Here is an 18,626-nt window from a genome sequence, read left to right as displayed (position 1 = left end):
ATGGGCACAACCTTAAAATTGGTAAAAATGCAATTAAAATCTGAGTATTGCAATTAAAATTGGCAAATCTGCAATTAAAACGATCAGAATCGCAAATAAAATAATATATTACCTATACTGGTTGGGGTATATAGAGCTAATTTTTTTCAATAGCAGCTCTTTTTTTTTAGGGAAACTAGCAAGTTTGCTCTAAATCTATCTAAAAACGAGCCAAATTTGAATTGAATTCTACTATTTCATGATCAAAAGTCTACCCAAATTAAAAAAGCCGTCGAGAATACCCCTCAGACGGCATGTAGTATTTAAATAAAAGGCTTTTTTTGCTGAATGTGCAATGGCTCAAGTGAACGATATAAGACTTGCTCGTTGTATTCCTCTATTTCCTTTTTTCTTGGAATAGGCTTTACGATAGATGGATTGTCTGTCCAGGTTGTAGGTACTTTAACATTAGCAATTTTCTGCCATTTTTCTAGCCAGTTGTCCGGTATTAAGTTAGAAGTTGGTTGTTGATTTGTCATAGCTAGCCATACTTGTGACCAAGCTCTTGGTACTACTCTCCAGTAATCGTATCCTCCACCAGCAACAGCAATCCATTTGCCATCGCAATATTTGTGAGCGATTTCGTGTGCAATTTTTGGGATTTCCTCGAATGTTTTCATTGTCGTACAAAGATGAGTTAATGGATCGTAACAATGCGAATCTGAGCCATTTTGGGTGAGAATTACATCTGGTTTGAAGTATTGGGCTATATCGTTTATCGCTTTTTTATAGCTTAATAGAAATGATTCATCCTCGGTGAATGCATCTATTGGAATGTTAAATGAGTATCCGAAACCTTTACCTTGTCCTCTTTCGGTTACCGCACCTGTACCGGGAAATAGGTATCTACCAGTTTCATGGATTGAGAGTGTACAAACAGTTGGGTCATCATAAAATGCCCACTGAACTCCGTCGCCATGGTGTGCGTCCGTATCTACATATAACACCTTTAAACCATATTTCTGTTGAATATATTTTATGGCGATTGCACAGTCATTATAAACACAAAAACCAGAGGCTTTTCGTTTAAAACCGTGATGTAGTCCACCACCTAAATTAAAAGCATGATTGGATTTTCCATCTAGAACAGCATCTACTGCCGTTAAGGTGCCACCAACAATTAAAGAACTGGCCTCGTGCATATCTTTAAAAATGGGTGTATCATCAGTTCCAAGTCCAAATTGTTCTGCGATATTTGCACTAACTGGTTCGCGGCTTGCTTTTTTTACTTGTTCGATAAATTGTAAATCATGAAAAAGGAGCAGCTCGTCATCTGTTGCTAATCTTGGTGGAATAATATCAGCATCATTTAATAGATTACTAGATTTTAATAGTTCATAAACTAATTGAGAGCGAATCGGATTAAATGGATGTTTTTCGTTGAATTGATAGGCATGGTAATCTTCGCTATATACTAAGTATGCATCCTTTTTCATCATGATTCACTCGCTTCATTTGGCCAAAGAATTTTATATCCTTCAGTTTTTAAAGTTTGAATGATTGAAAGTGGATTCATCGTTTGAATTCTAAATACAAGAACTTTATAATCCACTTCTTTTGCAGGGTAAACAAGGACACTTACAATATTAATGTTTTCTTTTGAAAATACGTTAACAACGTCACTTAAAATGCCTGGATGATCATGGACTAAGATTTCTATTTGGGAGCTAGGTTGATAGGCTCCTGTTAAAGTTACTAGAGTGTGTAATACATCGATTTCGGTCACAAGTCCTATTAATTTTCCACTAGATACGACAGGTAAACAGCCTATTTTATATTGATAGAAATAAGTTGCTACTTCTTCAACAAAGTCAATTGGACTGCAAGTAATGACGTTAGTAGTCATAATTTTTTCAACAGGAACCTCAAGTACAGATGAAAATGCTTGTGGAAAAAGTGTTGAAGGTAAAGCATCGCGTACATCTCGATCAGAAATGATTCCAACCACTTGATCATCTTCATTAATGATTGGAATATGACGTACATCACCTGTTCGAAAAATGGTTACTGCTTCACCGATTGTATTTTCTTTTTTTAAAGTAATGTTTGAACTGCGCATAATATCTTGAATAAGCATTATTTCGAATCCTACCTTTCGAGATTAAAGTTCAATTAGTACATATATCTTTGTAAAAAGCGTAGTGCGTCAAATGCTTGGATTTCTTCAGTTGTTACTCGTTTTCCCATTCTTACCATTAAACAGTTTGCTGGATGGGAACAAATCTCAGGATCATCAGTTGCAAATTGGATGAGTCCACCGGCATTCATCATTTTTTCCATCATTTTTCGATATTCCCATACATTTAAACCAGTACCTTTTAAATCCCAATGCCAATAATACTCTGTTGTGATAATGATATAGTCTTCCATTGCATCATCTAGCATTGAGAGAATTAACATATTTTTAGCAACTGAAAAACCGCGGAATTCAGGTATTACCTCAATTGCTCCAAGCTCGATTAGATTTTCTAGAGTTGTTTTTGACCATCTTTCAAGTGGGTCTGGATATAAATAAGTTACGTAACCTACTATTGTTTTATCAAGTCTAGCAATAATAATTCTAGCTTCAGGTAGACTAGCAATTTCAACAATTGCTTTATGTTGCTGTGCTGGTTGTCTAAAAGATGTTAAATTTTCATGAAAATGATATGTTTCAAGTAAGGCAGATTCGACGGGTCCCTCTATAATTAATTCACCATGCACAGTTTGGATTGTTTTTGAAAAATATTTTTTTGGGTGATCCAATATTTCTCACTCCCTTTAGAAAACACCTTTTTAATAATCATACTAAAAAATGCAGGAAAGACATACAGGAAAAAAAACAATAGGTGTCTAATACATATAAATGGTTAATTTATTAAAAATACTGAAAATTAAATCTTATCATTGTATAATGATAGTAGAGAATATCAAGGAGGGATTTATATGAAGGTGGAAGCGCTTCCTGTAAAAAATGGACAATTTAATTTAAAAAACTATGAGGAAACTTATAAAAATTTTAAGTGGGAAGATGTAGAAAAAGAGTTTTCTTGGTATACAACACAAAAGTATAATGTAGCTTTTGAAGCTATCGATCGTCATGCAAATTCTGATCGAAAAGATAAAGTTGCTTTGTATTACAAAGATGATAAGCGAAATGAAAAATATACGTTTGAAGAAATGAAAATTAATTCAAATAAGGCTGCAAATGTTTTAAAACAATTCGGTGACGTTGAAAAAGGTGATCGAGTATTTATTTTTATGCCTCGTCAACCAGAATTGTATTTTGCGCTTTTAGGAGCTTTAAAATTAGGTGCTATTGTTGGACCTTTATTCGAGGCATTTATGGAAGGCGCTGTTAAGGATCGTTTAGAGGATAGTGAGGCAAAGGTATTAGTCACAACGCCAGCATTATTATCACGTGTTCCAGTTAATGATCTACCTGCGTTAAAAACAATCTTCCTTATAGGTGATGATGTTGAGGAAGGCGGTAAATTTGTAGATTTTAAAGCTCGTTATAAAGAGGCGAAAACAGATTTTGAGATTACATGGTTAAATCGTCATGATGGTTTAATTTTACATTATACTTCAGGGTCAACAGGAAAACCAAAAGGTGTTCTTCATGTTCAACAAGCGATGATTCAACACTATCAAACTGGTAAATGGGTGACGGATCTTCAAAAAGATGATGTCTATTGGTGTACAGCGGATCCAGGTTGGGTAACTGGAACTTCTTACGGTATTTTTGGACCTTGGTTAAATGGTGCTTCTAACGTGATATTAGGAGGTCGTTTCAGTCCTGATGCTTGGTATGAAACAATTCAAGAATTCGGCGTAACGGTTTGGTATAGTGCTCCGACAGCATTCCGTATGCTAATGGGTTCAGGGGAAGACATTATTAAGAAGTATGATTTAAGTTCACTTCGACATATTTTAAGTGTTGGAGAGCCTTTAAATCCAGAGGTAGTTCGTTGGGGAGCAAAAGTATTTAATTTACGAATCCATGATAATTGGTGGATGACAGAAACTGGAGCTTCATTAATTTGTAACTATCCATGTATGCCAATTCGCCCAGGTTCAATGGGTAAACCATTCCCTGGAATCGAGGCTGCAATTGTTGATAATAACGGTAATGAAGTTGCTCCATATACCATGGGAAATCTAGCAATTAAAAAGGGTTGGCCATCGATGATGAACACAATTTGGAATAATGAACCAAAATTCCAATCATATTTCTTAAATGATGAGTGGTATGTTTCAGGTGATTCAGCTTATATGGATGAGGATGGATATTTCTGGTTCCAAGGTCGAGTAGACGATGTAATTATGACTTCTGGTGAGAGAGTAGGCCCATTTGAAGTAGAAAGTAAGCTTGTGGAGCATCCTGCAATTGCAGAAGCTGGTGTAATCGGTATACCAGATCCTGTAAGAGGTGAGATTATTAAAGCATTTGTTGCGCTAAGAGATGGTTATGTTGCTTCAGATGAATTGAAAGAAGAAATCCGTAACTTTGTAAAATTAGGACTAGCAGCTCATGCAGCTCCTAGACAAATCGAATTCCGTGAAAAATTACCAAAAACTCGAAGCGGAAAAATTATGCGAAGAGTACTAAAAGCATGGGAGTTAGACCTTCCAACTGGGGATTTATCAACGATGGAAGATTAATAAAAAAGAAAACCATTGGAAAAAATCCAATGGTTTTTTTTGTACTAAAATTTTCGATCGGAGCCACCACCGCCGGAGCTTCCTCCGCCACCGCCTCTTGGGCCACCGCCACCTGATGAGTTTAATAGTGCAGGTAATAAATTCAAAATGAAATAAGTAAGTACACCATTAAAGAACAACATATCAATGATGATGATCGCGATCACAATCGCAATGATGATGAATACTTTTAAAGTGTCCCATAAATTACTTGTTTTAGAATGGCCAGTTTGTTCAGAGCCATTTAAAATAACATTATAGAGTGATTTATATGTGTTTGTTATTGCAAGTGATTCTTCACCTTTTTTCAAATATGGTATAGCACTCTGGTCCAGAATGTTACCAGATCTAATATCTGTTACAACTCCTTCTAAACCATATCCTACTTCGATTCTTATTTGTCTGTCTTTTTTAGCATATAACAAAAGAACACCATTATTTTTCTCTTTATTACCTAAACCATATTTTCGAAATGCTGTATTAGCATATTCTTTAATATCATTTCCTTCCAGACTTGGGATTGTTAATACCGCAAGTTGAGCGGATGTAGTGTCTTCCAACTTTTTCCCTAATTGAATTAGAGTTTGTGTATCTTCTCTGTTAAGAACATTTGCATAATCTTGTACATAAATGTCTCCTACTTGAGAAGGTACTTTAATTTCAGCATTTGCTCCTGTAGCAAATGCAAAAAGAAATCCTATTAGGAATATTGATGAGAGAAATTTTCTCATTTATTACCATCGCCACTAAAATCAACCTCAGGTGTAGCTTTATCTTTTTCAGATACTTCAAAGTAATCTTTCTTCTCGAATCCAAAAGGTCCAGCTACTAGTACACCCGGGAATTTTTTGATTTTTTGGTTGTAAACAGTTACTGCATCATTATAATCTTTACGAGCAATAGCTAGTCGATTTTCAGTTCCCTCTAGGCTATCCATTAATGCTTGGAAATTTTGATTTGATTTTAAATCAGGATAGTTTTCTACGACTACTAATAGACGACTTAGCGCTCCAGACAATTCTGCATCAGCTTTACTTTTATCAGCAGTCGTTTGAGCACCAGCTAATTTTGCGCGTGCATCTGTTACTGAAGCAATCACATCTTTCTCTTGTGTAGCATATCCTTTTACTGTATTTACTAAATTTGGTATTAAATCTGAACGACGTTTTAGTTGGTTATCAACTTGCGACATTTTATTTGTTACATTTTCTTCCTGAGTCACAAAGCTATTATAGCTTCCAACACCCATAAAGATTAGAACGACTACAATAATTAAAGCAATCCATATTCCTTTATTCTTCAAGAAAAAACACTCCATTTCCAAAATATGTATTTTTAAAGATGTTAGTATTAATATTTAACCATATTATTTGATATAAAGCATTTTTATTCAAATATTGAATGACAATTTAAATAAAATTAATAAAAATTTAATTATCTATTTGACTTAAACGTTTTATTTGTGATATAAATGTTTCATAACATTTTAATAGTGAGCGTTGAAAGGCTTAGTAGTGTGAATGGTATTGGATCAGAGAGCTAATGGTTGGTGAGAATTAGCACAGACATTGACATGAATTACACCCTGGAGCATTCTTTTTCGAAATTTGTTTAATGCAAATTAGGATTAGAACGGTTAACAACCGTTAATTGTATGAGAGGTAGCTAGTTTTATTAGCTACAACTAGGGTGGTACCGCGATTATAATTATTCGTCCCTACTGTTTATCAGTAGGGACTTTTTATTTTGTTTAAACGACGTATAGATCATAGAAGGGGTGGGCTAAAAATGGAAAATATCTTACAAGATTTAGAATTTCGTGGATTAATTAATCAAATGACAGATGAAGAAGGTCTACAAAAATTATTAAGCGAAGAATCTGTTTCATTATATTGTGGTTTTGACCCAACTGGTGATAGCTTACACATTGGTCACTTATTACCAGTGTTAATGTTAAAGAGATTTCAAGTTGCAGGTCATAAACCGATTGGTGTAGTAGGTGGAGCAACTGGAATGATCGGAGACCCAAGTGGTAAGAAGGCAGAACGTACGTTAAATACTGCTGATACAGTAAAAATGTTCAGTGAACGAATACGTACACAATTATTACCATTTTTAAACTTCGAAGGTGAAAATGCTGCTAAAGTAGTTAATAACTTTGATTGGACAGGCGAATTAGATGTTATTACATTCTTACGTGACATCGGTAAAAACTTCGGATTAAACTACATGCTAGCTAAAGATTCAGTTGCATCTCGATTAGAAGCAGGTATTTCATTTACTGAATTTAGTTACATGATTTTACAATCTTATGATTTCTTAAAATTATACCAAGACCATAACTGTAAATTACAAATTGGTGGTAGTGACCAATGGGGTAATATTACAGCTGGTATGGAATTAATCCGTAAGACAGAAGAAGATTCAAAAGCTTTTGGTCTTACAGTACCTTTAGTAACAAAAGCTGATGGTTCTAAATTTGGTAAAACAGAAGGCGGAGCAGTTTGGTTAGACCCTGAAAAAACAACTCCATACGAATTTTACCAATTCTGGATTAATACAGATGACCGTGATGTAGTTAAATACTTGAAATACTTTACTTTCTTATCAAAAGAGGAAATTTTAGAGCTTGAGAAACAATTTAATGAAGCACCAGAACAACGTGTTGCTCAAAAAGCATTAGCTGCTGAAGTAACAAAACTAGTTCACGGTGAAGCAGCACTTGATCAAGCAATTAAAATTACAGAAGCACTATTTAGTGGATCTGTAAAAGAATTAACGGCTGCTGAAATCAAACAAGGTTTTAAAGACGTGCCTTCATTCAATTTAAGTGAAGCAGAAAAAGGATTAGTAGACTTACTAGTTGAAGCAAAAATTTCTCCATCAAAACGTCAAGCACGTGAAGATGTACAAAACGGTGCGGTTTATGTAAATGGAGATCGTATACAAGACGTTGCAACTGTATTAACTAAACAAGATGCAATTGAAGAGCAATTTATTATTATCCGTCGTGGTAAGAAGAAATACCACTTGGTTACATTATAATATCGAACAAACAGTGAACGAAAAAGCAGTAGTTTGGTTGGGAGTAGTCCAGAGAGCGAGTGGTTGGTGAAAACTCGTCTACACAATCAAATGAATTACATTTCGGGAGTTTTCTTTTCGAAGTTAGTTGAACTAATGGAGGGAAGGACGTAAATCTACGTTACAGATTCGAGTGATAAGGATTTTTACTAGTAATAGTATTTATTCTTATAACTAGGGTGGTAACGCGATCGAGGTCGTCCCTATTTTTAATAGGGGGCCTCGATTTTTTATTGTCTTTTTTTGAAAGGGTGTAAAAACATGGAGATCATTGTAACAAAAGATTACCGAATATTGGCAAAACTTAATGGGGATGTACAAAATTTACATGCTGAATTGCTTCCAGATTTTTTTAAGGTTCACAATCTAGCGGAGATAACTGAGTTTTTCAAGAGTGTAGTTGATAAACCAGAACATCATTTTTTCGTCATTAAAGATGTCGAAGAATTAGTCGGTTATGCTTGGATTGAAATAAAAAATATTCCTGAAGGACCGATTAAAAAGGCTTTTCGATTAGGGTATGTTCATCAGATCAGTATTAATGAAGAAAAAAGAAATAAGGGATACGGTTCATTCTTAATTCATAAAATTGCTTCATTTGCTCGTGAGAATAAACTTTCTAGAATCGAGCTAGATTATTGGATCGACAATAAAAATGCAAGAAGCTTTTATGAGAAACTTGGGTTCGTAAAGTTTCGTGAACACGTATATATGGATGTATAAATAAGGGAGAGTATATAGAATGAAAAATATTGAATTAGGTGCGTTAATCATATTGTTTGCAGTTATTATGTCTAGTTGTCTAGTTATATTAAAATCGGATCCACAAATTCCGCTTCTTTTATGTGTTGTTTGTTTAGCTGTATTTGGATTATTTAAAGGATTTAAATGGGAACAGATTGAAAATGGTATGAAAAAGGGGATTCAAAATGGACTGTCACCTACATTAATCTTAATGATGATTGGTTTATTAATTGGTTCTTGGATGCTAAGTGGCACAGTTCCTACATTATTATTTTACGGAATTTCTGTTCTTTCAGCTAAATGGTTTGCAATCAGTGCAATTTTTATTACAATCATTGTTGCTAGTTTTACGGGTAGTACATTTACAACAATTGCTACAGTTGGAGTAGCGTTAATGGGAATCGCTCATATTATGGGGATTCCACCAGCAATTGCAGCAGGTGCAATTATTAGTGGAGCGTGTTTTGGTGATAAGATGTCACCAATCTCAGATACAACGAATTTCGTTCCAAGTATATTAGGAATAAAAGTTAATGAACATATTCGACACATGGCATTTACAACAATTCCAGCATTAATTGTTACAGTTATTTTATTTTTAATCATCGGTATGGGTCATGGAAATACAGATATGGCGCAAGTTACAGAAATGAAAAAAGCAATTTCATCTAGCTTTGAAGTGAATCTGTTATTATTAATCCCATGTTTAATTGTTTTTATTATGGCATTTAAAGGGTTTTCAACTTTACCAACAATGTCGGCGGGTATTGTTAGTTCATTAGTTTTAGCATTTTTCATTCAAAAGGATATTACGCTTGCAAAAGTGTTTACAACATTACAAAATGGATTCCAAACGGATACAGGAAATGAAATGCTTAATTCGATTGTTAACCGTGGAGGATTACAATCGATGATGTGGTCTGTGTCATTAATATTTATTGCACTTGCTTTAGGCGGATTATTACAAGAGCTACGTGTATTCGAGACATTAATACAGTCATTATCTAATTTGAAACGTAATGGGAATATTGTTATTGCAAGTACATTATCTGCAATGAGTGTAAATCTTTTAACAGGTGAACAATACCTATCAATTCTACTTCCTGGGCAATTATTAAAGGATGTATTTATCAAAAAAAATATTCCACTTAAAAACTTATCACGTGCATTAGAAGATGGAGGAACACTTTTTAATCCAATCGTTCCTTGGAGTGTAAGCGGAGCATTTTTTGCTTCAACCTTAGGAGTACCTGTTATTGATTACTTACCGTTTTCATTCGTATTATTTATTACACCATTATTTAGTATGTTAGCTGCTTTATTGGGTAAAGGATTAGAAGTTGAAAATAAAGGTGAAAGTTCAAGAAAAGTCGCATAAACAAATTGTTTCTACGTAAACTAGTTTTTGTACGAACTGGTTAATGGAGGGAAAATAATGAGTCATGCAGCAGGTGGTTCAAAGAAAAATCGTCCTAGTGATGCAAATCATGTAGATGCAAAAACGAAAGCTCATCAAAAGAGACTTTCGAAGGATCAACATAATCCAATGGGCGATAAGTATCCTAGATAATTGAATAAATAATTTTGAATCAATCCCTTATATGAAAGAAAGGATTTTCTTTTCATATAGGGGATTTTCTATTTGCAGCTTAACTGACAAGTCAAATTTTAATGAGTAAATAATGTTAAATATTTGTGGAATATTCCAAATTTTAGTGAAATCCATTTAATTATTCGATAAAATATAAGCTAAAGTAATTTTATTTAAGGGGATAAAGGAAATGAGCTTTTTTAAAATAATTACATATACAATAATTATTGGGATACTAAGTTATGTATTCTGTATCGTTTTTATCGGCGTAAATAGCTTTTTGCAATATCAGCATAAAATACCTAAAAACGCCGATTATGTCATTGTGTTAGGTGCTGGTTTGAAAAAGGATAAGCCAACTAGAGCTTTACGTTATCGAATTGAAACAGCAGCTAAATATGCTAAGGAAAATAAAAGAGCAAAAATTATTGTTTCAGGTGGAAAAGGAAACGATGAATTGATATCGGAAGCTGAATGTATGAGAATTGAATTAATCAAATTAGGAATTGAAGAAGATAGAATCATTAAAGAAGATTTATCAACAAATACATACGAAAATATGAAATTCTCCAAAAAACTTATTAACAATGATCAAGCTCAAGGAGTCATTGTTTCAAATGATTATCATTTATTTAGATCTTTAAAATTGGCTAAAAAACAAGGGTTAAACGTAGTCGGTCTTCCTGCAAAAACACCAAAAGTAATTATACCGTCAGCATACTTTAGAGAATGTTTATCCATTTTAAAAGCAACTTATTATAAACAAATTTAGTTTTAGGCAATTTATCATTTTAAAAAAAACTAACTTTTAAATTGTACCAATGTCCGTTTCATTTCTACTGATTGAAACATTTTATATTATATGGATTTGCTTGTCCAAATAATATGAAAGGAGTGACATTGATGTCGTCAAAATTTTTATCAACTGGCGTATTAAGAAGACATTCAGATACTCAGTTTTTAACAGTTGAAGCAGTTAATGTTGACCCGGATGACTCTCGTACTGTAAGTGTTTTAATGTTTGACTGGTCTAGCGGTTCACCAGTGATTCTTCCTATGGCTGACCCGACTACTGTATCAATTCCACCAAATCAATATAGAACATTTAGATCTTTCCAACTTCCAGCAAATCTATTCGCTTATGAAGTAAGAATTCATCACCCTAAAGATCGTGATGTTGTAGTAAATGTATTTGGACTTAGTGACATTGCATTTGATCCTCAAGAAGGTAATAATGCACTGCAACATGACTTAGCGGTAGTGAAATTAAAATAATATAAAAGTTTATTTTAATACACCTCTCATTTCCGCATAAGTAGCCCTTCGAGTAAAGTCGAGGGCTTTTTTTATTGTGTAAAATAATAAAAAAACCCACGATCAAATTTTAAGTGAACACGTAGTTTTAATTACGCTGATAGAGAGGATTGGACCTAAGTATTGTACAGGGCATGTTTCTGTATCCATTATCGATACAGGGTATTTATGTAATACAAATCATAATTTAGAATCTAAATGGTAAAAATAAACATGTTTTAAAAAAAGAAAATAGAGGAAGTAAGTATTAAATGAAGGTAATATAATGAATCGTAAATTAAAAGTAAGTGGTTTTCAATTATTATGTATGATTTTTATGTTTATTAATGGTACATCGCCGCCAATTGAAATCTATTTTTTAGCCAAGCAAGATGCATGGATGAGTTTATTATTAGGACTTACTGTGGGGTGTCTATTATTTCTTGTATATATAAAGTTATATTCATTTTTTCCTGATGAACCATTTACAAAATATATACAGCATATTTTAGGTAAATATGTTGGAAAACTGTTAGCACTTATCTATATATTATATTTTATTTATATAGGTGCACGCGTTTTGCGTAATTTTGAGGAGTTAATGGTGATTACTCTTTACAATGCTTCATCACATATTTCAATCGGAATATTAATGATGATTGCAGTCATATATGCAAGTCATAAAGGAATTGAAGTATTTGCACGTGCGAATGAATTTATTTTTTTATTTATAATGTTTCTTATTTTTATAATTAGTGGATTAGAAATTATTTCTGGCTTAATCAATATTAATAATTTAAGACCTGTATTAGAAAGTGGATGGAAACCAGTTTTAAAGGCAACTCCGATATTAATTGCAAATCCTTTTGGTGAGATATTTACATTTACTATGATTTTGCCATATTTAAATAAACAAAAGAAAGTAGTAAAAGTAGGAATAACATCATTTCTATTTTCTGGGCTGATATTGACTTTACTTTCAATGTTAAATACTTCCATATTGGGTGTTTCTGAAATAGAAAGAACGATATACCCACTTCTTACAGCTGTTAGTTATATAAATATTGCTAATTTTGTTCAAAGAATGGATACCTTTATTATAGTGGTTTCGGTATGTAATTATTTCGTGAAGATTACTATATATTTCTATTGTGCGGTGTCAGGAGCAGCAGATTTATTTGGCATTAAGGAAAGTAAGGAATTAGTTTATCCTACTTCAGTTATAATGTTAGTTTGTTCAATGTGGATGACAACAAATTATGTTGCATTACGTAATGAAGCAAGTGATGTTGTCCCCTTTTTACTACACATACCTCTTCAAATTATTATCCCAATTTGTTTAATACTAATAGTGCTAATAAAAAGGAAACTAAAATACCCAGCCTTATAAAAGAAAATCCCTGGATTTTGAAGTGTACCCCAAATGTTAGACATCGTTTAACATTTGGAAGTATGGCAGCTAGTAGAAAAAATGCCAAGTTTAGAAGAAGTTATTGGTAAACAACCAGCTAAACAGAAAAAAATGTCTCTTGTACATATGCTGAACATGGTTAAAGTAATGAATGCAGCATTGAAGGAACTACTTTCTAAAGGAAGTAGATAGGAACAGCAATCTCCAATACGTTTACAGTTAGTATTACAAAACGCAACGATGTAACGATAAGATGTGATACAACAGGAACTGACTCCACTCCTGCTACATGGGTAGATCACATAGTTCAAAAGAGACAAAATAAAAATCCCTAGAAGTGTTGATATACCAACGTTTCTAGGGATTTTATAAATGCTATTTACATAGCATTTTGATTAACGGTTGTAGAATTCAACGATAAGAGCTTCGTTGATTTCAGCTGGTAATTCAGAACGCTCTGGTAAGCGGTTGAAAGTACCTTCTAATTTGTCAGCGTTGAAAGTGATGTACTCAGGTACAAAGTTGTTAACTTCAACAGCTTCTTTAACTACAGCTAAGTTTTGTGATTTTTCACGTAAGCTGATAGTTTGGCCAATTTTCACACGGAAAGATGGGATGTCTACACGTTTGCCATCAACTAAGATGTGACCGTGGTTAACTAATTGACGAGCAGCACGACGAGTACGAGCAAGACCCATACGGTAAACTACGTTGTCTAAACGAGTTTCTAATAAGATCATGAAGTTTTCACCGTGTTTACCAGCTAATTTACCAGCGATATCAAAAGTACGACGGAATTGGCGCTCATTAACACCAAACATGTGACGAAGCTTTTGCTTCTCTTGTAATTGTAAACCGTATTCTGATAATTTTTTACGTTGGTTAGGTCCGTGTTGACCTGGTGCGTAAGGGCGTTTTTCTAATTCTTTACCTGTTCCGCTTAATGAAATGCCTAAACGGCGAGATAATTTCCAAGTAGATCCTGTATAACGAGACATTGATTGTCTCCTCCTTTTAGTTTTTATTTTGGAGTAAAATAAAAACGTTCGTGTAGCCCCAGTTTGTTTATTTTGCTTTCATGTATCCTCGCTCCAGCAGCCAGAGTTACGCGATGACACCTCTTAAATAGTAGAGGAACAAAATAAATATCAAGCCTGTGCTTACAACGCTGCGTTATTTTACACAAAGAATATTATAACCAGATAGTATAAAATAGTCAAGGGCAGTTCTGTTTTTAGTTTTTATAAAAAGAAGAAAAAAGAAATCCAATAAAGGATTCCTTTTGAAATCAAATTTTCTTATCTAATTGTTTCTTCAATTAAATTTACGATTGCTTGAAGGTATTTTTGATCCGTTTCATCAAAACGATTGAATTCCGGACTATCGATATCTAATACTCCAATTACTTCATCATTATGCATTAAAGGAATAACGATTTCTGAATTTGATGCAGCATCACAAGCGATGTGGCCAGGGAAGTCGTGAACATTATCGATTCTTTGAACTGTTTTTGTTTGAGCAGATGTACCGCAAACTCCCTTACCGTATGGTATACGTACACACGCAGGAAGACCTACAAATGGGCCTAAAACTAATTCATTGCGATCTCCATCTTTTAAATAAAATCCAACCCAATTTATTTGGTGTAAAAACTGATTTAATAAGGCAGATGTATTTGCTAAATTAGCAATTAGGTTATGTTCACCATCTATTAAAGCTTTAACTTGAGCTGTTAGAGTATTATATTGTTGTTCTTTTGTACCTGAATATTCGACTTTTTGAAACATTTGTAGACCCCTTTCCCTATTTCATGTGAAATATCATAGCATATTTCGAAAGAATACTGGTAATTTTGTCGACCGATTTGTAGAGGATTTTATCAGTATTTCGCTAATTAATAAAGGAATTGATGTTGTAAAAGAGGGTGACGAGTATGGAGCAAGATAAACTTGCAACAAAGAAGAAAGTCATCGAGACAGCGCTTACGTTATTTAAAATTAATGGATACCATGGTACTTCAGTAAGGGATATTTCAAAAAAAGCAAATGTAAATATTGCGACGATTTCATATTATTTTAAAGGTAAACAAGGTTTACTTGAACATATCATAGTAGATTTTTTAGAAGGATACGTTGAAATTTTAGATAAACATTGCTTGCCATTGTATGATGAAAACGCAAATTTAATTTTAATGAACCTTGTTGGAGAAGTACTTAATTATTACTTTTTAAAAAAGGAATATGCTTCGATTTTTTACAGAGAGCTGACAATCGACTCTGTCTTTATTCGTGAAATTATGATGACCTATTTAGCAAGAGAGCGTTATACTTTTACGCAAATTTATGATGCTATTCGTGTGTCTAATGCGAAACTAACAATGCCATTTTCAGTCTTTTTCGTCCAATTAAAATCCTTCCTTTCAACACCGTACTTATTTCCAGGCTATTTAAATGAAGTATTGTATATACAGCAAAATGATATGTATTTTTTTGAAAGATATAAAGAGTATGTAGAGAAGTGGATCGAATCACTATTCGATATGGATGAGAGACTAGTTAGTCGAGTAGAACTTTCATCCTAAAAGTTCGCCTTTTTCATTGTGAAAATCACAATGAAAAGGCGTTTTTCGTTGTTTGAAAATCTGAAATTTCTACAAGCTTTTACAGTATTTATTATAGTTTGATAAAAATATGAAAAAATTGAAAAAATTAAGCCAAAAATCAACTTTATCATGTTATTATTAACTATGACCTAAATAAAGAGCGATTTATTAATTCAAAAAATAACGTACAAATAAATAGATTCAGATAGCAGTAAAAGGAGGTACATCAGGGAAAATGACAATGACATTCTATGTAATTTTAGTCGTAATAGCTATTGTTATCGCATTAATGATTGTAGCCTTAACAATTCGACAACGTTTATTCAAAAAACTCGATGAACTTGAAGCGTGGAGAATGCAGTTAATGAGTAAGCCTGTTACGGATGAACTTTCAAAGCTAAAGGCCTTAAATATGACCGGCCAAACGGAAGAGCTTTTTGATAAATGGAGAACCGATTGGGATGAACTAGTTACAACTTTTTTACCGAAAGTAACTGATTCCATCTCAGTAATAGATGAGGCAATCAATAAATATCATTTCATGAAAGCTAAAGCAGGGATTAGTGAAATTGAGGAAAGTCTAACTGAAGCAGAATCAAGCATCGAAAAAATTCTAAATGAGGTAAGCGACCTAGTAGGTAGTGAAGAACAAAATAATTCGGATATTGAAATGTTAAACCAAGAGTATCTTGAGCAAAGAAAGCTTTTATTAACTCATCGTCATCTATATTCAATTTCTGAAACTCAGTTGGAACAAAAAATGGATGACATCAAGCAACAAATCCAATTTTTTAATGAAACAACTGAAAAAGGAAACTATTTAGAAGCAAGAGGCTTAGTAAAGGAAATTGCTGATCAAGTATATATACTGAAAACAAATATGCAAATCATACCGGATATATATATTGAATCTTCTACTACAATGCCCTCTCAAATACATAATTTAACTGATGGTTTAAAGCAAATGAAAGCAGAAGGATATGCGCTTGATTTTGAAGCATTAGAAAATGAAACAATCGATTGTTCTAAAATATGTATCGACTGTGTCGAATTAATTAAAAAACTAGAAATCACAGAAGCGAATGACAAGCTTGAATTTGTGAAAGCAAAAGTCGATTCGATCTATGATTTATTAGAAAAAGAAGTAGAGAGTAAATTTGTAGTAGAAAAAGAAATATGGACTTCCCAAGAAGAAATTCAAAGTATTCGTGAAGATAATTTAAAAACAAAAGAAGAAACTCAATTAGTTCAGCAAATTTATGAATTAAGTGATGAAGATACTCAAGCACAAAAAATGGTTGAAAAGCAAGTAAGTATCATTACAAAACGCTTTGAATTATTGCAGATTCGTGTAGCAGAACAAGACCTTGCTTTTTCTGTAATAAGAGAAGAATTAGATTTACTAAAAAAGCAAATGGAAGATGTTAAAGAATCTCATTTGATGTATGTTGAAATGCTAAAAGCACTTCGAAAAGATGAATTACAAGCTCGTGATCAATTAATTGAAATGAAACGATTAATGTTAGAGGTCAAACGTCTTGTTCAAATTTCTAATTTACCTGGTATGCCAGTTTCTTCTATGAAACAAATACAAGATGCTCAAGAAAATATGCAAATTGTTTATTTGGAATTAGAGAAAAAGCCATTAAAAATGACGCATGTATCATTTTTACTAGAAAAAGCAGCAACTGCTGTAAATGAATGCTATAATGATACGAAATATATGATTGAACAAGGATATTTCGTAGAAAAAGTGATACAATATGGAAATCGCTATAGAAGTAAAAATGTACAAATGGCAACGTCAATGGACAAGGCAGAGCAATTATTTAGAGAATTTCAATATAACGAAGCTCTAGAAGAAGCTGCCGTTTCAATTGAAAAAATTGAACCTGGTGCAATCGATAAATTACAAGAAATACTAAATGAACAAAAGTACACACTACCCCTATAGATGTAAATCTTAGGGGTTTCGTCTGTTTTCAGATATAATGAAAAATGGGCTCAAGCAATATGGAGGTACGGAAAAAATATGATTTATTTTGATAATAGCGCGACTACTAAACCTTATAAAGAGGTATTAGACACATATATTACTGTTTCGGACCAGTTTTTTGGAAATCCCTCTTCGATTCATAAGCTAGGTGGACGCTCAGAGCAATTACTCTCAAAAGCTAGAAACCAAATTGCAGAGCTTTTATCAGTTCAACCATCAGAGATCATCTTTACATCAGGTGGAACAGAGGGGAATAATTTAGCAATAAAAGGAACTGCCATGATGCATCGTTCAAGAGGTAAGCATTTAATTACGACTGAAATTGAACATCCGTCAATTTATGAAGCTTATAAACAATTAGAGGATCTAGGATTTGAAGTAACCTACTTATCCCCAAACGAAGATGGGTTTATTTCTGTTGGCGAATTAAAAAATGCGTTAAGAGATGATACGATTTTAGTTTCTGTCATTCATGTTAATAATGAAACAGGAGCAATTCAACCGATAGCTGAAATTGGTCGATTATTAACGGATTATCCAAAAGTATTTTTCCATGTTGACGCTGTTCAAGGGGTAGGGAAAGTACCATTAAATATTAAACAAGCTGCGATCGATTTATTATCTATTTCTGGTCATAAATTTCATAGTGTAAAAGGAACTGGAATTTTATATATTAGAGAAGGTGTAACATTATCATCTTTAATGACAGGTGGTTCACAGGAAAGAGAGATTCGTTCAGGTACGGAAAATCTAGCAGGAATTGTTTCGATGGCAAAAGCGTTAAGAATCACGCTAGAAAAACAAAAAACAATGAATGATCACTTATATAACATGAGAAATGAACTCATTCAACATTTAGAAATGATGGACTTCACTGTGTTGAACTCACCACAATCAGATTTTGCTCCTCATATAATAAATATTTCATTTGTAGGATTAAAGCCTGAGGTAATTGTCCATGCTCTATCTGAAGAAAATGTTTTTATTTCTACAAAATCAGCATGTTCTTCTAAAACTTTTGAGATAAGCCGTGTATTACAAAGTATGGGTAAGAGCGAAAAAGTAGCAAGTAGTGCTGTCAGAATAAGTATTTCTTATGAAAATACAATGAGTGAAGTTAAGCAGTTTAACAAAATAATTAAAGAAGTAATTAAAAATTTATATATAGTAATGGGGTAACAGC

General features: G+C 33.1%; 19 protein-coding genes and 2 other annotated features. Of the genes, 12 read left to right on the top strand and 7 right to left on the bottom strand.

All coding sequences use genetic code 11. The features are described 5' to 3' along the window. Window positions 1–302: 302 nt before the first annotated feature. Genes CN946_RS21390 through CN946_RS21380 form a run of 3 tightly spaced genes read right to left on the bottom strand, consistent with a single transcriptional unit; the run spans window position 303 to window position 2,784 of the window. On the bottom strand, window positions 303–1,475 hold the full coding sequence (locus CN946_RS21390) for an acetoin utilization protein AcuC (protein WP_098862908.1): 1,173 nt from the start codon (window positions 1,473–1,475) through the stop codon (window positions 303–305). Beyond that, on the bottom strand, window positions 1,475–2,116 hold the full coding sequence (locus CN946_RS21385; RefSeq protein WP_098862907.1) for an acetoin utilization AcuB family protein: 642 nt from the start codon (window positions 2,114–2,116) through the stop codon (window positions 1,475–1,477). The genes CN946_RS21390 and CN946_RS21385 overlap by 1 nt, the downstream gene beginning before the upstream one ends. A 35-nt stretch (window positions 2,117–2,151) precedes the next feature. Next, entirely contained in the window at window positions 2,152–2,784 is a 633-nt protein-coding gene (locus CN946_RS21380; RefSeq protein WP_098862906.1) for a GNAT family N-acetyltransferase, read from the bottom strand. A 180-nt stretch (window positions 2,785–2,964) separates the two neighbouring features. Here CN946_RS21380 and acsA point away from each other — a divergent pair, with 180 nt between their 5' ends. Continuing rightward, window positions 2,965–4,683 (top strand): acetate--CoA ligase, encoded by a 1,719-nt coding sequence (acsA, locus tag CN946_RS21375; RefSeq protein ID WP_098862905.1) that lies wholly within the window; start codon window positions 2,965–2,967, stop codon window positions 4,681–4,683. Window positions 4,684–4,727: 44 nt separating this feature from the next. Here the strand turns inward: acsA and CN946_RS21370 are convergent, their stop codons facing one another. Together CN946_RS21370 and CN946_RS21365 are read right to left on the bottom strand one after the other, a co-directional pair. Next, window positions 4,728–5,453 (bottom strand): TPM domain-containing protein, encoded by a 726-nt coding sequence (locus tag CN946_RS21370; RefSeq protein WP_098862904.1) that lies wholly within the window; start codon window positions 5,451–5,453, stop codon window positions 4,728–4,730. Next, the gene (locus CN946_RS21365; RefSeq protein ID WP_069034636.1) at window positions 5,450–6,025 is read right to left on the bottom strand and encodes a LemA family protein; all 576 of its coding nucleotides are present in this window, start codon (window positions 6,023–6,025) and stop codon (window positions 5,450–5,452) included. The genes CN946_RS21370 and CN946_RS21365 overlap by 4 nt, the downstream gene beginning before the upstream one ends. A gap of 187 nt (window positions 6,026–6,212) precedes the next feature. Continuing rightward, window positions 6,213–6,444, top strand: a binding site (T-box leader). A 66-nt stretch (window positions 6,445–6,510) separates the two neighbouring features. Between CN946_RS21365 and tyrS the strand changes: the two genes are divergently transcribed. From tyrS to CN946_RS23920, 8 genes are all read left to right on the top strand, one after another. Beyond that, entirely contained in the window at window positions 6,511–7,767 is a 1,257-nt protein-coding gene (gene tyrS, locus CN946_RS21360) for a tyrosine--tRNA ligase (RefSeq protein ID WP_098862903.1), read from the top strand. Window positions 7,768–7,771: 4 nt separating this feature from the next. Then, window positions 7,772–8,014: a binding site (T-box leader), on the top strand. A gap of 53 nt (window positions 8,015–8,067) precedes the next feature. Next, window positions 8,068–8,529: a GNAT family N-acetyltransferase gene (locus tag CN946_RS21355; RefSeq protein ID WP_098862902.1), complete on the top strand. Its 462-nt coding sequence runs from the start codon at window positions 8,068–8,070 to the stop codon at window positions 8,527–8,529. Window positions 8,530–8,548: 19 nt separating this feature from the next. Then, complete coding sequence (nhaC, locus tag CN946_RS21350; protein WP_098862901.1) at window positions 8,549–9,928, top strand: Na+/H+ antiporter NhaC; 1,380 nt, start codon at window positions 8,549–8,551, stop codon at window positions 9,926–9,928. Between the two features lie 57 nt (window positions 9,929–9,985). Next, window positions 9,986–10,120, top strand: coding sequence for a hypothetical protein (locus CN946_RS23925; RefSeq protein WP_097979132.1), 135 nt, complete (start codon window positions 9,986–9,988; stop codon window positions 10,118–10,120). Window positions 10,121–10,331: 211 nt separating this feature from the next. Next, window positions 10,332–10,913, top strand: a complete 582-nt coding sequence (locus CN946_RS21340) for a YdcF family protein (RefSeq protein ID WP_098862900.1) — start codon at window positions 10,332–10,334, stop codon at window positions 10,911–10,913. A gap of 131 nt (window positions 10,914–11,044) precedes the next feature. Beyond that, complete coding sequence (locus tag CN946_RS21335; RefSeq protein ID WP_286134015.1) at window positions 11,045–11,416, top strand: hypothetical protein; 372 nt, start codon at window positions 11,045–11,047, stop codon at window positions 11,414–11,416. A 304-nt stretch (window positions 11,417–11,720) separates the two neighbouring features. Continuing rightward, on the top strand, window positions 11,721–12,824 hold the full coding sequence (locus CN946_RS21330; protein WP_098862898.1) for a GerAB/ArcD/ProY family transporter: 1,104 nt from the start codon (window positions 11,721–11,723) through the stop codon (window positions 12,822–12,824). Between the two features lie 81 nt (window positions 12,825–12,905). Continuing rightward, window positions 12,906–13,037: a hypothetical protein gene (locus CN946_RS23920; protein WP_286134014.1), complete on the top strand. Its 132-nt coding sequence runs from the start codon at window positions 12,906–12,908 to the stop codon at window positions 13,035–13,037. Between the two features lie 203 nt (window positions 13,038–13,240). On the opposite strand, the gene rpsD is transcribed toward CN946_RS23920, so the two are convergent. Both rpsD and CN946_RS21320 read right to left on the bottom strand, forming a co-directional pair. Beyond that, complete coding sequence (gene rpsD / locus CN946_RS21325) at window positions 13,241–13,843, bottom strand: 30S ribosomal protein S4 (RefSeq protein ID WP_097979126.1); 603 nt, start codon at window positions 13,841–13,843, stop codon at window positions 13,241–13,243. A 300-nt stretch (window positions 13,844–14,143) separates the two neighbouring features. Then, window positions 14,144–14,632: a GAF domain-containing protein gene (locus CN946_RS21320; protein ID WP_098426542.1), complete on the bottom strand. Its 489-nt coding sequence runs from the start codon at window positions 14,630–14,632 to the stop codon at window positions 14,144–14,146. Window positions 14,633–14,778: 146 nt separating this feature from the next. Between CN946_RS21320 and refZ the strand changes: the two genes are divergently transcribed. The 3 genes from refZ to CN946_RS21305 all read left to right on the top strand — a co-directional run bounded on the left by refZ (window position 14,779) and on the right by CN946_RS21305 (window position 18,622). Then, complete coding sequence (gene refZ / locus CN946_RS21315) at window positions 14,779–15,426, top strand: forespore capture DNA-binding protein RefZ (RefSeq protein WP_098862897.1); 648 nt, start codon at window positions 14,779–14,781, stop codon at window positions 15,424–15,426. Window positions 15,427–15,682: 256 nt separating this feature from the next. Beyond that, complete coding sequence (locus CN946_RS21310; RefSeq protein WP_098862896.1) at window positions 15,683–17,401, top strand: septation ring formation regulator EzrA; 1,719 nt, start codon at window positions 15,683–15,685, stop codon at window positions 17,399–17,401. Window positions 17,402–17,479: 78 nt separating this feature from the next. Beyond that, window positions 17,480–18,622 (top strand): cysteine desulfurase family protein, encoded by a 1,143-nt coding sequence (locus tag CN946_RS21305; protein WP_098862895.1) that lies wholly within the window; start codon window positions 17,480–17,482, stop codon window positions 18,620–18,622. Window positions 18,623–18,626 lie beyond the last annotated feature (4 nt).

The organism is Bacillus sp. AFS053548, assembly GCF_002575105.1.
In the GTDB taxonomy this organism is placed as follows: Bacteria; Bacillota; Bacilli; order Bacillales; family Bacillaceae_G; genus Gottfriedia.
This window is presented reverse-complemented; position numbering and strand designations above follow the sequence as displayed.